The sequence below is a fragment of the Paraconexibacter sp. genome (assembly GCF_041602235.1).
Taxonomy (GTDB): Bacteria; Actinomycetota; Thermoleophilia; order Solirubrobacterales; family Solirubrobacteraceae; genus Paraconexibacter.
Genome location: NZ_JBFIGP010000082.1, coordinates 1 through 13,544, shown reverse-complemented (window position 1 = coordinate 13,544; position 13,544 = coordinate 1). Strand labels below are relative to the sequence as shown.

Genomic DNA, 13,544 nt, shown 5'->3' with positions numbered 1-13,544 from the left:
GACGAGACGCAGGCCCAGGACCCGCGCGTAGAAGTCGACGTTGCCCGCGGCGTCGCCGGTGATCGCGCTGATGTGGTGGATGCCTTCGAGTCGCATGCTCGGCCTCGGGTCGGAGTTAGTTGCACGTACAACCATACCGTACCCGTGGGCTGAACGCGAATGCGGCCCGCCGCCCCCGCGCCGCTACTTGGGGCTGACCGCCACGTCCTCGAGCGCGGTGTTGCGCTCGCTCGTGGAGCGCCCGAGCGCGGCGACCTCGGCGTCCATCAGCGGCAGGATGCGCGGGACGTGCTTCAGCGTCTCGCGCTCACCGACGCGCGAGGTGATGACCCGCTTCAGCCAGCCGGCGGCGCCGACCCACCCCGGGACGTTCACGCGCCGGGACCGCCCCTCGATGCCCTTCACGAACGCGGCGACGCACGCGTCGACCGAGGTGGTCTTCGACAGCAGCCCGGGGAGCGAGGCGAGCATCTCGTTGAACGCGGTGAGGTCCTTCTTCGCGTCCTGCACGAGCGGCGTGTCGATCCACGACATGTGCGCCGAGCCGACGGCCACCCCGTGGTGCGCGACCTCGAGCCGCAGCGCGTTGGCGAAGTGCTCGGCGCCCGCCTTCGAGGCGTTGTAGGCGGCGAGCCCCGGAGCCGGGCCGTAGGCGGCCAGCGACGAGACCACGAGCACGTACCCGCGACGCTCGATCACCGACGGCAACGCGGCGCGGACCGTGTGGAAGACCCCGGTGATGTTGATGTCGATGACGCGCTTGAACGTCGACGGGTCGACGGCCAGCACCGATCCGTAGCTGGCGATCCCGGCGTTGGCCAGCACGACGTCGATGCCGCCGAAGCGCTCCACGCCCTCGGCGACCGCGGACTCCATCGACGCGAGATCGCAGACGTCGCAGGTGACGCCGATCGCGCGGTCCGCGCCGATCTCGGCGACGAGCGCCTCGAGCGGTTCGGCATCGAGATCGGTGAGAACGAGCCTGGCGCCCTTCCGGGCCAGGGCGCGGGCGGTGTGCGCGCCGATGCCACGGGCGGCGCCCGTGATGAGGATGACCTTGCCGTCGACTGAGCTCATGGATCGGACCGTAGCGGGTCGAGCGACCGCGCCGTGCGTTGCTACCGCGAGTAGCCAGCGGTTGCTACTCTCGGTAGCCAATGAGCGCCGAGACGACGCAGACGCCTCGCGCCCGAGCCGTGCGGGTCGCGCCCGAGCACCGGCGCCCCGAGATCCTCGACGCCGCGTTCCTGGTGTTCCAGCGCCACGGGTACTTCCGGGCGTCGATGGACGCCATCGCCGCCGAGGCCGGCGTCAGCAAGCCCGTGGTCTACGGGTGCTTCGACACCAAGGACGAGCTCTTCGTCGCGCTGCTCGAGCGCGAGGAGCGGCGCGTGCTCGGCGAGATCGCCGCGGCCCTCCCCCGCACCCCGGTCGCCGACCCCCGCGCCGCGCTGGCCGACGGCCTGACCGGGTTCCTGCGAGCCGTGGCCGACAAGCCCGAGGCCTACCGCCTCGTCCTGCTCGGAGACCGCGGCGTCCCCGAGGGCGTCGCCGCCCGCATCCGCCACGGCCGGCAGATGCAGGTGGACGCCATCACCGCGCTGGTCGAGGCCTGGACCACCATCCGGGGCCTGCGCGCCGACCCCGACGCGACCCGCCTGCTCGCCTACGCGCTCGTGGGCGCCACGGAGGGCGCGGCCCGCGCCGTCCTGACCGAGCCCGACCGCTTCGACCCCGACCGCACCGCGCACCTGCTGGCCGGGCTGATGACCCGCGGCGAGCACGCGCTCGAGAGCACCGACACCACCGACCGGGAGCACGACCACTCGTGACGCCACCGCAGACCACCGCCTCCGTTCCGACCGCCGCCGGGTTGCGCAGCTTCCTGCTCGTCGCGGGCATGGCGATCGGCTCGGTGTTCCTCTGGCTGGGCATCCCGGCCTTCTGGGTCTTCCTCGCCGCCCAGATCTCCTCCCCGGGCACCCCGGCGTTCGGCCCGATCCTGCTGGTGCTGCTCGCCACGCCGCTCAGCATGGTCTTCTTCGCTCCGGTCCTGGGCCGCCTGGACCACGCTCACCGCGATCTGCGCGGCACCCTCCGAAAGGGCCCCCGTCGCGCCGCATGGACCAAGTCGATGCGGGACTCCTCGACCGAGCAGGCCGACACCGGCATCCTCGAGGTCGTGATGATCACCAGCGTGGTCGTCGCGCTCGCTGCCGCCGGCATCTGGCTGGCGCTCTTCGGGCAGATGTCGCTGCCCGGCGGCTGAGCGGAGGGCGCAGCGAGCGCTCAGGCCCGCGCCCTGGCCCGTGCGATGCGCGCGGCGCTCTCGCCGGTCGCGACGAACAGCTCCGAGCAGTCCTCGATGAGCTGCTCGGGCGTCACGGGCAGCTCCCCGTCGAGCCAGAGGATGAGGAGCTCCGCCAGGCCGCCGGCGAGCAGCGAGGCGGTGACCTCGACGAGACCCTCGTCCGCCGGCGTGGACCCGAACGAGGCGCGGCCGTGCATGGCGATGAGCTGCGCGAGCGTCCGCATCGCCTCCAGGCGGCGCCGGGCCAGGGCCTCGTTGCCGAGCGCCTCGACGAACACGATGCGGGCCCGGCGCGGGTCGTCGGTCAGGTCGTGGACGACCGTCTCGATCGCCGCCCGCGCCTGCGCGAGCCGGTCGTCGGGGCGGTCCCGCACCGCCTCGGCCACCGCGACGAGCACGTGCGCCGTGGTGTCCTGCACGACGTCGTCGAAGACCGCGACCGCGAGGGCGTCGAGGTCCGCGAACGACTCGTAGAAGAACCGCGGCGTGAGGCGCGCGCGGGCGCAGACCGAGCGGACGGTGGTACCGGCCCAGCCCTCGGTCCCCAGGAGCTCGAACGCCGCCGCCATCAGCTTCGCGCGGCGCTCGGCGCGGCGCTCGGAGGCGGACACCCCTCGGTAGACCTGCGTTGCGGATGGAGCGGAGGCCGAAGGCATGTCCGTCCCAGTGTCGCACGTCCGTCGAGATTCGGAAACGCGCGTTGCCAAACTCCACCAGATCGGGCAACATGCGTTTCCGATGCTTGGGCTCGAAGACCGTCTGCTCGCCGGCCGCAGCCTCGGCGACCCGCTCGCCGACGCGGTGGTGCAGGAGTTCCGCGACCTGCCGGGCGGCAGTGGCTGGACCATCCTCGACGCCGCACTGCAACCCGGGGCGGAGCTGCCGGAGATCCCGCCCGCGCTGCACGACCTGCTGACGCCGATCCTCGAGCCGCCGGCCTGGCTGGACGTCAGCCTCGCCGACGCCGGCGCCCTCGCGTTCTGGAAGGGCGGCGCCGCGCCGATCAGCCTGTCCCTCGCGGCAGGGTCCCTGGCGTTCGGGTACCAGAGCGGGTTCCTGGTGCGGCCGCTCGCCGCGACCGGCCGCCTGGAGCGGATGGCCTCCCGCCGGATGGGCGAGACCGCGCGGTGGGTCGTGGACGTCACCACCCCCGGCGGCATGCACCCGGGCGCGGCAGGGGTCGCGTCGAGCGTCCGCGTGCGCCTGGTCCACGCCCTGGTGCGCGACCACCTCCTGCGCAGCGGGGACTGGGACGTCGAGGAGTGGGGCGTGCCGATCAGCGCGACCGACGCCCTCGTCACCGCGATCGGTGGCTTCCACGTGATCCCCCTGCGAGCGATGCGGGACCTCGGCGTGCGGCACACGGCCGCCGAGCTCGAGGCGCTGACCCACCTGTGGCGCTGGACCGCCTTCGTCATGGGCGTGCCGGAGGAGACGCTGCCGGAGAGCTACGCGCAGTCGTGCGAGCTGATCGACGCCGCGCTCGAGCTCGACCCCGGCCCCACGGAGGACTCGGAGAAGCTCATGCACGCGCTGCTGCACCACGGCGTGCCGCTGGACCGCTTCCTCCCCACCCCCGCCAACGTGCCCGCCGAGTTCCTCGTCACGCAGGTGCTCGGCATGTTCACCCGCCGCTGGATGGGCGACGCGATGGCCGATGCGCTGGGCGTCCCCTCCTCTCCCCTGCGCCACCTGACCCCGGCCCTGCGCCCGCTGCAGCTCGCGCGGGACGTCGTGAAGTGGACCGGCGTGCTCGGCTCGGAGGAGCGGCTCGTGGCCCGTGAGATCGCGGGCGTGAAGCGGACGCTGCGTACCGGCGGTGCGGCGCGGACGGCGCTGCATCCGCAACGGGTGGCGCGCGAGCCCGTGGTGAGGCACGCCGCCTGACCCCCGGGTAGCGTGCGTCCCGGTGTCCGACGCCGCCCCCGACAGCCCGTACCGCGAGCGCCTCATCGAGGCGATGGCCGACTCGATCCGCGAGCAGGGGTACAGGGGCACGACGATCGCCGAGATCGTCGCCCGCGCCCGCACGTCCCGACGGACCTTCTACGAGCACTTCGCCGGCCGCGAGGACTGCTTCCTCGCGCTGTTCCGGCGAACGAACGACGCGGCGATCGCCGCGATCGTCGCCGCGGTCGACCCGCAGGCCGCGTGGACCGAGCAGGTGGACCACGCGCTGGACCGCTTCGTCGACACGCTCCTCGAGGACCCGAGGCTCAACGTCAGCTTCGCCCGCGAGCTGCCGGGGCTCGGCGTCGAGGCGGCGTCGGCGCAGCGGGCCGCCGTCGAGCACTTCGCCGACCTCATCGTCCGCCTGGTGAACACCGACGCCATGCGGGAGGCCGGCGTCGTGCCGGTCGACCGCCACACGGCCCTCCTGCTGGTCGGCGGGCTGCGCGAGCTGGTGGTCCACGCCGCCGAGCACGCCGAGGACCTGGGAGCGATCAAGCCGGTCGCCAGGGACGTGCTCAAGGCGGTCCTGGATCCCGAGCGCAAGCGCTGGTAGGAGCGGCGCCGCGCCCCAGACCTGCAGGCCCCTCGACACCTCGCAGTTGGTACGTACGCGTACCGTTCGCTACCCTCAGGCCGGTACGCCCACGTACCAGGACTACGACCGAGGGTTCCCGAGCTCACGCCATGACCACCGCCCCCGCCTTCCGCCTTCCCCCCGGCCCCCGGGCCCCGCGCGCCGTCCAGGGTGCCGCCTTCGCGATCGCCAACCGGCACATCATGTTCGCGCTGCACCGGCGCTACGGCGAGACGTTCACGACCTACATGCCCGGGTTCGGCCATGCGGTCGTCGTCACCGACCCCGCGCTCGTCAAGCAGGTCTTCACCGCCGACCCGAAGGTGCTGCACGTCGGCGACCGCGGACCGCTCGGCAAGGTCCTCGGGCCGGCCTCGCTGTTCTCCCTCGACGAGGAGCCCCACCTGCGCGAGCGCCGGATGCTCCTGCCGCCCTTCCACGGTGCGCGGATGAAGTCCTACGAGGCGATCTTCGCCCAGGAGGCCCGCAAGGAGATCGCGGGCTGGCCGCAGGGGGTGCCCTTCGCCACCCTCGACGCGATGATGCGCATCACGCTGAACGCCATCCTGCGCACCGTCTTCGGGGCCGAGCACGCGGAGTTCGACGGCCTGCGCCGCCTGCTCCCCGGCATGGTCAAGCGGGGCTCCCGCCTCGTGCTGCTCCAGCCGCTGCAGCGGGACCTCGGCCCTCTCAGCCCCGGCGGCAAGTTCCTCGCCCAGCGGCGCGAGTTCGACGGCTACGTGGCCGGCCTCATCGCCAAGGCCAAGGCCGACCCGGACCTCGCCGAGCGCGACGACATCCTCGCGATGCTCGTCCAGGCCCGGTACGAGGACGGCGACGAGCTGTCGCAGGACGCCATCTCCGACCAGCTCCTGACCCTGCTGGTCGCCGGCCACGAGACGACCGCCGGCTCCCTGGCCTGGACCATCGAGCGGCTGCGCCGCCACCCCGAGGTCCTCGCGCGCCTGGTCGATGAGGTCCACGAGGGCGGTCGCGACCTGCGCGAGGCCACGATCCGCGAGACCCAGCGCACCCGACCGGTGATCGGCGGCACGGTGCGGTTCGTCATGGAGCCGTTCGCGCTGGGCGAGTGGCTGCTGCCGCCCGGCATGGCGATCATCGTCTCCGCCGCGCTCACCCACGCCGACGACCGCTACTACGAGAACGCCGCGGCCTTCGACCCCGACCGGTTCCTCGGCGTCAAGCCAGACACGTACACCTGGACGCCCTACGGTGGCGGGGTCCGGCGCTGCATCGGCGCCGCGTTCGCCCACATGGAGATGGACGTCGTGCTGCGCACCGTGCTCGAGGAGGTCGAGCTGCTGCCGACCGCCGACCGGCCCGAGCGGACCGTGTTCCGCGGGGTCGCCTTCGCCCCCGCGAAGGGCGGCCGGGCGATCGTGCGGCACCGCACCACGCCGCTGTCGGCCGAGTCGGGGGCCGTGCCCGCGACCGTCGCCGCCTAGGGCAGGACGCCCGCGGTCTCCGTCTCGCACAGGGTCAGCAGCGCTCGCAGCTCGGCGCTCATCCCGTCGAGGATCCGCTGCACGTCGGGCATCTGCTCGCGGTCGCAGATGACACCGATGTCGATGTGGTCGAGGTAGCTGAGGACCGTGATGTTGAGTCCCGCCCCGTCGGTGATGACCGACACCGGGTAGTTGGCCGCGAGCTTGGCCCCCGCCAGGTAGAGCGGGACCGGCGGCCCCGGGACGTTGGAGATGATCACGTTGAAGAGCGGTCGCAATGCCGAGTTCGCCCCCAGCTGGAGCGCGACGCGCGCCGCGCGGGCGTTGATCGCGGGCGGGATGAAGTTCGTCACGTCCTGGAGGGCCTCGGCGGGCAGCGCCTTGTGGCGGTCCTTCGCGGCGCGCATCGACTCGTGTGAGGCGGCGAGCCGGCCGTCGGCCGTCGCCACGTCCGTCGGGATCGGCACGATCATCACGCTGATCCGGTTCCCGTAGGTCCCCATCTGCTCGCTCGTGCGGACCGACACCGGGATCTGGGCGAGGAGCGGGCGGTCCGGCAGCTCGTCGTGGGCGATCAGCCAGTCCCGGATCGCCCCCGCGCAGAGGCTGACGACGACGTCGTTGACCGTCACGCCGAAGTGGTTCTTGACGCGCTTGACGTCGGCCAGCGGCATCGATCCGAAGACGAAGCGGCGGTGCGGGGAGACCTTCCCGCTGAACGTCACCCGCGGGGCGCGCATCTTCGGCCGCTCGACGATCTCGCCGTCGTGCTCCTCGCTGCCGAGGAGGCGGCGGCGCAGCCGCGATGCTCCGCGGCTCACCTGCTCCGCGCCCGGCAGCCCGAAGATCGAGGGCGCGACGTCGAGGTACGGCAGGGTGGTCGGCAGCGCGCGCAGGGCGCGCAGCGGGTACAGGGGCAGGGCGGCGACGCCGCGGCCCAGCATCTCCAGCGATCCGGGCGCCTCCTCGGCCGGGAGCGAGCCGTTGGCCGGCGGGATCTCGCGGCCTTCCGGCGCGAGGTCGAACAGGATCCCCATGATCTCCGCCCCGGACATGCCGTCGATCATCGCGTGGTGCATCTTGGTCAGCACCGCGACGCGTCCCGCGGTCAGTCCGTGGATGACGTACAGCTCCCACAGCGGACGGGACCGGTCGAGCCTGCGGGAGGCGATCCGTGCGACCTGCTCCGAGAGCTGATCGTCGTCGCCGGGTGCAGGAAGGGCGAGCTCCCGCACGTGGTAGTCGAGGTCGAAGTCCGGGTCGTCCTTCCAGTACGGGCGGTCGAGCCCCAGAGGGACCGTGACGAGCGTCCACCGCAGTGGCGGGAGCAGGTGCAGCCGCTCCTCGAGCATCGCGCGGATCTCGGTGATGCCGAACCGACCGCCCGGCGCCGTGCTGGGATCGAAGATCGCCAGGCCGCCGACGTGTCCGACGGTCGTCTCGCTCTCGATCGCGAGGAACTGCGTGTCCAGACCCGTGAGCTGCCGCATCCGGCGAGCCTAACCCGCGCGTCAGCACCGTGCGACCGGTCCCCGTCCCCGAACGCCCGGAACTTCGTGCGACCGCCGCCGCCCGGCGACGGCACGTGCGCGAACCCGGCGGGTGGCGGGTGCGGTCGGGGGCGGGGTCAGGCTCGGGCGCGCGCCCGCGGGTGCAGCCGCGCGGCCTCGGGGGCCAGGGCCCGCGCCGCGATCACGCCGCCGACCGCGCCGAACAGGTGCCCCTGCCACGAGACGCCGTCCTCGGGCATCAGGCCGCCGAGCAGCACGCCGCCGTACCCCACGGCGACCAGCGCGGCGACCGCGAGATGCACGAGGTTGCGCTCGAAGATCCCGCGGGCGATCAGGTAGGTCGCGTACCCGAACACCAGGCCGCTGGCCCCGATGGTGATCGAGTTCTCGGGCGCGATGAGCCACGTCCCCAGACCGCCGACCAGTCCCACGATGACCGTGACGGACAGGACGCGCACCAGCCCGCTGAGCGCGATCCCCGCCCCGAGCGCCAGGAACGGCACGGTGTTGCCGGCCAGGTGCCCGAAGCCCGAGTGCAGGAAGGGCGAGAACAGCACGCCGTCGAGACCTCCGACCTCGCGCGGGCGGATCCCGTACTGGTCGAACCGGTGGTCGAGGATGCTGTCCAGCACCTCGCTGATCCACATGATCGCCACCATCGCGATCACGAACTTCAGCCCGGTCACCCGGGTGTCGGTCGTGGATCCATCGGGGCGGTCGGTCAGTTCCGTGCTCATGCGTTGCGACCAGGGTACGGGTCCCGGGTGTGCGGGCGCTCAAGACCGGCCCCGATAGCCTGCCCGGCAATGGCGAACGCATGGCGGACCAACCACCCTTGGGCGACGGTGTACGACTTCCTCGTCGAGAGCGAACGCGTCGGGCACCCACTCGCGCGGCTGGGAGCCGGGACGGACTTCGGGCTGCTGTGGAAGGCCGCGGAGGTGATCGGTGAGCTCCCGGCCGGCAGCGCCGTGCTCGACGTGCCGTGCGGCGGTGGCGTCGCGCTGCGCGGGCTGCGGCCCGGCCAGGGCGTCCGCTACGTGGCGGCCGACATCTCCGACGCCATGCTCGAGCGTACCCGCGTCGCGGCCCGCGAGCGCGGGCTGCTCGACCAGCTCGAGCTCGTCAACGCCGACGTGGCCTCGCTGCCCTTCGACGACGCCACCTTCGACCTCGTCGTGTCGTTCACGGGCCTGCACTGCTTCCCGGACGTGCGGGGCGCGCTCGCCGAGATCGCGCGGGTCACCAGGCCGGGCGGGCGGCTGTCCGGCAGCGCGGTGCTCACCGACGCGGGCTTGCGCCACGAGCCCATGCGGTTCGCCGGCAGGCTGATGGGCCTCATGGGCCCGGGCTGCTCCTCCACCGAGCTGCAGACGTGGCTGGTCCAGGACGGCTTCGAGGCGGTCGCACTGCGCCGCTCCGGCGGGATCACCTACTTCACGGCGCGGAAGACGTGACCGCGGCGTCGCGCCCGTCCGCCGCTGGGGCCTCGAGCCCGAACGCCTCGGCCAGCAGCTCGTAGGACCGGATCTTCGCGGCCGGGTCGAACGTGATCGTGACCAGCATCAGCTCGTCGGCCACGTAGCGCTGCACGCGCTCCTCGAGCCGCGCGCGAACCTGCTCCGGCGTGCCGCACACCATCCGGCGGGGAGGCTCGGTGTCCCCTTCGTGCTCCAGGAAGCGCTGCGCCACCTCGACCGGCGGGATCAGGATCGGCCGACCGCGGCGCAGGAGCTTGAACATCATCCGACCGCTGGAGGTCAGGGCGAGCGCCTCCTCCTCCGTCTCGGCGGCGACCGCCCAGGTCGCGATCAGCACCTGCGGGGCCGCGAGCTGCGGGCTCGGCTCGAACCGCTCGCGGTACAGCTGCGCGTGGGCCTCGCCGTCGGGAGCGATGAAGTCCGCGTACGCGTACGGCAACCCGAGCTGCGCCGCCCAGATCGCCGACTGGGCGCTGGACCCGAGCAGCCAGGGCTGCGGCCCGTCGCCGTGCTCGCCGTCGGTGCGAACCCGCATGGAGCGGAACGGGTGGTCGGATCCGTTGTAGTCACGGCGACCGAGGTGGGCCAGCAGCTCGACGAGCTGCTCGGGGAAGTCGTCGGGCGGCCCCTGACGACGGTCGCGGTGCAGGGCGAACGAACGCATCGGATCCGTGCCGGGCGCGCGACCGAGGCCGAGGTCGATCCGGCCCGGGGCCAGGCCGTCGAGCAGGTTGAACGTCTCCGCCACCTTGAGGGGGCTGTAGTACGGCAGCATCACGCCGCCGCTCCCCACGCGCAGGTGGTCGGTCGCCAGCGCGATGGGGCCGATCAGCGCCTCCGGGCTCGCACCCGCCATCGCGCCGCCGTGGTGCTCCGCGACCCAGAAGCGGTGGTATCCGAGCCGGTCGGTGGCGCGCGCCAGATCCAGCGTGGCCCGCAGCGCCTCGCCGTTCGTGCTGCCCTCGCTGATGGGGGACTGGTCCAACACGCTCAACCGCATGGGGTCACGGTAGCGGGGGTCCGGCGCGGAGGACCGACCGCGCGCTGAGCGAGGACCGTCGCGTGATCGGGCAGCGGTCCCTCAGCCGCCGGTGAGGGCGGCCTGGACGCTCCACTCCGCGAGCGCGTCCGCCAGCCCACGCCGCGCACGGCCGTCGAGCCGGGCGGACGTCGTGACGCGCACCGCGGCGAGGTAGCTGATCGGGATCCCGGCGTCGCGGAGCCTCGCCTCCAGCGCCTCGTCCTCGAGCGTGGTGACGTCCGGGAGCCCGCCGACCCGGTCGTATGCGTCGGTGGTCAGCGCCAGTGACGCCCCGCTGAACTGATGGTGCTCGGCGTCGGGGGCGAAGCGGCGCACCCGCTCGAGCCGTCCCACCGCCGCCGCCTCACGCGCCGCGACGACCGAAGGGTCCAGCGCCGCTGCCTCCAGCGGGTCGAGCAGGATCCGCCCCCCGATCGCCCGGGCTCCGGCGAGGACCGCGGCATGGTGGGCGGCGAGCCAGTCGGGCGCCACCCGGGTGTCGGCGTCGGTCGACAGCAGGAGGCCTCCCGACGCCCCGAGCAGCGTGCGGGCGAAGGCCATGCCGACCCCGCGTGCCGGACCGGACCCGCGACCCGGGCCGGCCACGGTGTGCACGCGCAGGGAGTCCTGAAGACGGCGGGCGGTCGCGGCGACCACCGCGGCGGTCGCGTCCGTGCAGCCGTCGAACACCACGACGACGTCGAGGGGTGCGGCGCCCGTCACGTCCTGGGCCGCCAGCGCCTGCAGGCACCCGGCGATCCGGTCCTCCTCGTCCCGGGCCGGGACGACCACGCACGCGCTCATCGCCGCGTGAACCGGTCCAGTCGGTACGGGTCGCGCCGCTCGGCCAGGGTCCGCAGGAACCCCGGGCGCCGCAGGATCGCGTCGTGCACCTCGTCGCCCTGCTGGGGGTGCGTGCGGGTGGGACGTGTCCAGTGCACCGCGAGCAGGACGCCCCCGGAACGGACGTCACGCTCCAACGTGTCGAGCAGGGAGTCGAGCCCCTCCGCGTCCAGGTAGTAGAGGACCTCGGACGCGATGACCAGGTCCCACGGACCGTCGGGCAGATCGTGCGGGAGCACCGCCTCGCGGATCTCGATCCCGGGGCGCCCGCCGACCCGCTCGCGGGCCGCCTGCACGGCGGTGGGAGCCGCATCGCAGGCCACCAGCTCGTCGCAGAGTGGTGCGAGCGCCTCGGTCATCACGCCGATGGAGCAGCCGAGCTCCAGGGCGCGGCCGTAGCGACGGCCGCCCAGCGCGCGGATCGTCCGGGCGTACTTGGCCCGCTCGTAGGTGCTCGTCGTGAAGCCCCAGGGGTCGGGGTCCTCGCGATAGAGGCGCTCGAAGTGCTCAGGAGGGGTCGCGCTCACCGCGATCGCCCTCCACGAGCGTCGACCGCCCGACCCGGACCAGCAAGGGCTCGAGTCGGTGCTGCAGCAGGTAGGTCCGCAGGTCGCGGGTCGTGCGCTCGACCGCCCCGCCGGCCGCGTAGGGGCGTGATCCCAGCACCTCGGCCGCCGTGTCCAGCGTCGTCCGCACCGCCGACGCGACCGCCGACCGGGCCAGGGTCACCTCGTCGGCGAGGGTAGGACCGGCGTCGGTGACCGCCTCGGCCCCGTGCCGCAGCCACAGGTCGAGCGACCTGCGCGCCTGGAGCATCCGCGCCACCGCCAGGCCGTCGAGGTCGTCGTCCCGTCCCCGGCCGCGCAATCGAGCGAGCGTCTCGGCGAGGACGCGATCGGCGCCCCCTGCCCACCCTGCGGCGGTGCGCAGCCCATCCTGGGCGAACCACGGCTGCTGGAGCAGCGTTCCTGGCCGATCAGCGGCCCACAGGACGCGTGCGCCGCTGAAGACGACGCGGTGCGACGCGCTCCCGCGCATCCCGGCACCGCGGAACCACGTCCGATCGACCACGACGCGATCGGTGAGGTCGACGTACGCCAGCGTTCCGGGCCGGCCGCCGGCACGATCGCGAACGAGCACGAACGCCCGGTGCAGGCCGCCCGCGCCGGAGCAGAAGGTCTTGACCCCGGTGACCCGCAGCGTGCCGTCGTCCGAACCCTCGAGGTGGGCGGGCTCCCCCTCCTGCGGACCGGGATCGGCGCCCCAGACCCCCAGCGCGAGACGCCCGTCGCGTACCGCGGCCAGCTCGGGCTCCGCGACGTCGCGAGGGAGCTGCTCGACGAGGCGCTGGACCGCGTTGAGGTGTCCGTCGAGGATCCGGCCCAGACTCACGTCGGCGCGGCTCACCTCCCGGACCAGCGCGAGCTCGTCGGCGACGTCCGCGGCGCCGTCGGCGCCGGTGGCCGGGATCCCGCTGACGACGAGCTCGTCCCACGCCGGGTACGGGAAGGTGCCGTCAGCGAGGTCGTCGTGCTCGTCCATCAGGCTGCGCACGCGTTCCAGCACTCCGTCGTCGACCGGGCACGGTGTCATCGTCATGCGAGCGGCTCCCCGTCGCGGCCCAGCGGTTCGCACCGCAGCCCCCGGGCGCGTGCGGCCGAGACGAGCGGCTCGATCATCGCGACGGTCTGCGCGCAGTCCTCGCGCGTGGCCCCCGGACCGAGGCCGTCGTGGGCGAGCACGATCGTGCCGGGGCCGAGCTCGGGCCACACCCGGCGCACGAGCTCGTCGGCGGGCGCTCCGGCCCAGTCCTCGGTGTCCGCGGTCCAGTGCACGAGCCGCAGGTCGTGACGTGAGGCGACGACATGGGAGTGGTCCCGGACGGTGCCCCAGGGCGCCCGCCAGAGCCTCGGGCGCACGCCGAGCCCGCCCAGCATCGTGAGACCGGTCGCCGTGTCCTGCTCGAGCTCCTCGTCGGTGAGCTCGGCGTGGCGGACGTGGCGGACGCAGTGAAGCTCCACCGCGTGACCTTCGCTGCGGGCCCGCGCGATCAGCTGCGGATGGGCGACGGCCCGCTCGGCCATGACGAAGAACGTCGCGCGCGCGTCCGCGTCACGCAGGGCGTCGAGGACCGCCGGCGTCCACCGCACGTCGGGGCCGTCGTCGAACGTGAGCGCGATGGCACCGCCGCGTCCGGGGCTCATGCCGCCACCTCCGTCGTCGTGAGCATGCCTCGCATCGGCGGGCGCACCTCGTCCGGCACGGTGTCGATCCCCGCGGCCTTGTCGAGGATCACGTCCGCGACGACGCGCGCCATGTCGTGCAGCGCCTCCAGCGGCTGGTGCGCGTTGCGTCGCACCTCGAGATCGGCCTGCGCGATCGCG

At 73.5% G+C, this 13,544-nt stretch carries 17 protein-coding genes; 6 read left to right on the top strand and 11 right to left on the bottom strand.

Annotation, left to right across the window (positions count from 1 at the left end; genetic code table 11):
- The coding region (locus tag ABYE80_RS08910) for a VOC family protein (RefSeq protein WP_372789921.1) at positions 1-96 on the bottom strand (96 nt) is incomplete at its 3' end.
- Positions 97-183: 87 nt separating this feature from the next.
- On the bottom strand, positions 184-1,077 hold the full coding sequence (locus tag ABYE80_RS08905; RefSeq protein WP_372789920.1) for an SDR family oxidoreductase: 894 nt from the start codon (positions 1,075-1,077) through the stop codon (positions 184-186).
- Between the two features lie 80 nt (positions 1,078-1,157).
- On the opposite strand from ABYE80_RS08905, the gene ABYE80_RS08900 reads away from it, so the two are divergent.
- Both ABYE80_RS08900 and ABYE80_RS08895 read left to right on the top strand, forming a co-directional pair.
- Positions 1,158-1,832, top strand: coding sequence for a TetR/AcrR family transcriptional regulator (locus ABYE80_RS08900; RefSeq protein WP_372789919.1), 675 nt, complete (start codon positions 1,158-1,160; stop codon positions 1,830-1,832).
- Positions 1,829-2,269 (top strand): hypothetical protein, encoded by a 441-nt coding sequence (locus ABYE80_RS08895; RefSeq protein ID WP_372789918.1) that lies wholly within the window; start codon positions 1,829-1,831, stop codon positions 2,267-2,269. The genes ABYE80_RS08900 and ABYE80_RS08895 overlap by 4 nt, the downstream gene beginning before the upstream one ends.
- 20 nt (positions 2,270-2,289) lie before the next feature.
- Here ABYE80_RS08895 and ABYE80_RS08890 read toward each other — a convergent pair whose 3' ends face one another.
- Positions 2,290-2,922, bottom strand: a complete 633-nt coding sequence (locus tag ABYE80_RS08890) for a TetR/AcrR family transcriptional regulator (RefSeq protein WP_372789917.1) — start codon at positions 2,920-2,922, stop codon at positions 2,290-2,292.
- Positions 2,923-3,049: 127 nt separating this feature from the next.
- Here ABYE80_RS08890 and ABYE80_RS08885 point away from each other — a divergent pair, with 127 nt between their 5' ends.
- The 3 genes from ABYE80_RS08885 to ABYE80_RS08875 all read left to right on the top strand — a co-directional run bounded on the left by ABYE80_RS08885 (position 3,050) and on the right by ABYE80_RS08875 (position 6,304).
- Positions 3,050-4,198, top strand: a complete 1,149-nt coding sequence (locus ABYE80_RS08885) for an oxygenase MpaB family protein (RefSeq protein ID WP_372789916.1) — start codon at positions 3,050-3,052, stop codon at positions 4,196-4,198.
- A gap of 22 nt (positions 4,199-4,220) precedes the next feature.
- Positions 4,221-4,817, top strand: coding sequence for a TetR/AcrR family transcriptional regulator (locus tag ABYE80_RS08880; protein ID WP_372789915.1), 597 nt, complete (start codon positions 4,221-4,223; stop codon positions 4,815-4,817).
- Positions 4,818-4,948: 131 nt separating this feature from the next.
- Positions 4,949-6,304, top strand: coding sequence for a cytochrome P450 (locus tag ABYE80_RS08875; RefSeq protein ID WP_372789914.1), 1,356 nt, complete (start codon positions 4,949-4,951; stop codon positions 6,302-6,304).
- Here the strand turns inward: ABYE80_RS08875 and ABYE80_RS08870 are convergent.
- Both ABYE80_RS08870 and ABYE80_RS08865 read right to left on the bottom strand, forming a co-directional pair.
- Entirely contained in the window at positions 6,301-7,794 is a 1,494-nt protein-coding gene (locus ABYE80_RS08870; RefSeq protein ID WP_372789913.1) for a wax ester/triacylglycerol synthase family O-acyltransferase, read from the bottom strand. The genes ABYE80_RS08875 and ABYE80_RS08870 overlap by 4 nt on opposite strands.
- 137 nt (positions 7,795-7,931) lie before the next feature.
- Positions 7,932-8,552, bottom strand: coding sequence for a rhomboid family intramembrane serine protease (locus ABYE80_RS08865; RefSeq protein ID WP_372789912.1), 621 nt, complete (start codon positions 8,550-8,552; stop codon positions 7,932-7,934).
- A 69-nt stretch (positions 8,553-8,621) separates the two neighbouring features.
- Between ABYE80_RS08865 and ABYE80_RS08860 the strand changes: the two genes are divergently transcribed.
- Positions 8,622-9,272 (top strand): class I SAM-dependent methyltransferase, encoded by a 651-nt coding sequence (locus ABYE80_RS08860; protein ID WP_372789911.1) that lies wholly within the window; start codon positions 8,622-8,624, stop codon positions 9,270-9,272.
- On the opposite strand, the gene ABYE80_RS08855 is transcribed toward ABYE80_RS08860, so the two are convergent.
- From ABYE80_RS08855 to ABYE80_RS08830, 6 genes are all read right to left on the bottom strand, one after another.
- Positions 9,253-10,296 carry an LLM class flavin-dependent oxidoreductase gene (locus ABYE80_RS08855; RefSeq protein WP_372789910.1) on the bottom strand — a complete coding sequence of 348 codons (1,044 nt, stop codon included), beginning with the start codon at positions 10,294-10,296 and terminating at the stop codon, positions 9,253-9,255. The genes ABYE80_RS08860 and ABYE80_RS08855 overlap by 20 nt on opposite strands.
- A gap of 81 nt (positions 10,297-10,377) precedes the next feature.
- Entirely contained in the window at positions 10,378-11,121 is a 744-nt protein-coding gene (locus ABYE80_RS08850) for a glycosyltransferase family 2 protein (RefSeq protein ID WP_372789909.1), read from the bottom strand.
- Positions 11,118-11,687 (bottom strand): SAM-dependent methyltransferase, encoded by a 570-nt coding sequence (locus ABYE80_RS08845; protein ID WP_372789908.1) that lies wholly within the window; start codon positions 11,685-11,687, stop codon positions 11,118-11,120. Before ABYE80_RS08845 ends, ABYE80_RS08850 begins: the two co-directional genes overlap by 4 nt.
- Entirely contained in the window at positions 11,668-12,759 is a 1,092-nt protein-coding gene (locus ABYE80_RS08840; RefSeq protein ID WP_372789907.1) for an acyl-CoA dehydrogenase family protein, read from the bottom strand. Before ABYE80_RS08840 ends, ABYE80_RS08845 begins: the two co-directional genes overlap by 20 nt.
- Positions 12,756-13,364: a polysaccharide deacetylase family protein gene (locus tag ABYE80_RS08835; RefSeq protein WP_372789906.1), complete on the bottom strand. Its 609-nt coding sequence runs from the start codon at positions 13,362-13,364 to the stop codon at positions 12,756-12,758. The genes ABYE80_RS08840 and ABYE80_RS08835 overlap by 4 nt, the downstream gene beginning before the upstream one ends.
- A partial coding sequence (locus ABYE80_RS08830) for a hypothetical protein (protein WP_372789905.1) occupies positions 13,361-13,544 on the bottom strand: 184 nt, incomplete at its 5' end. The genes ABYE80_RS08835 and ABYE80_RS08830, both read right to left, overlap by 4 nt.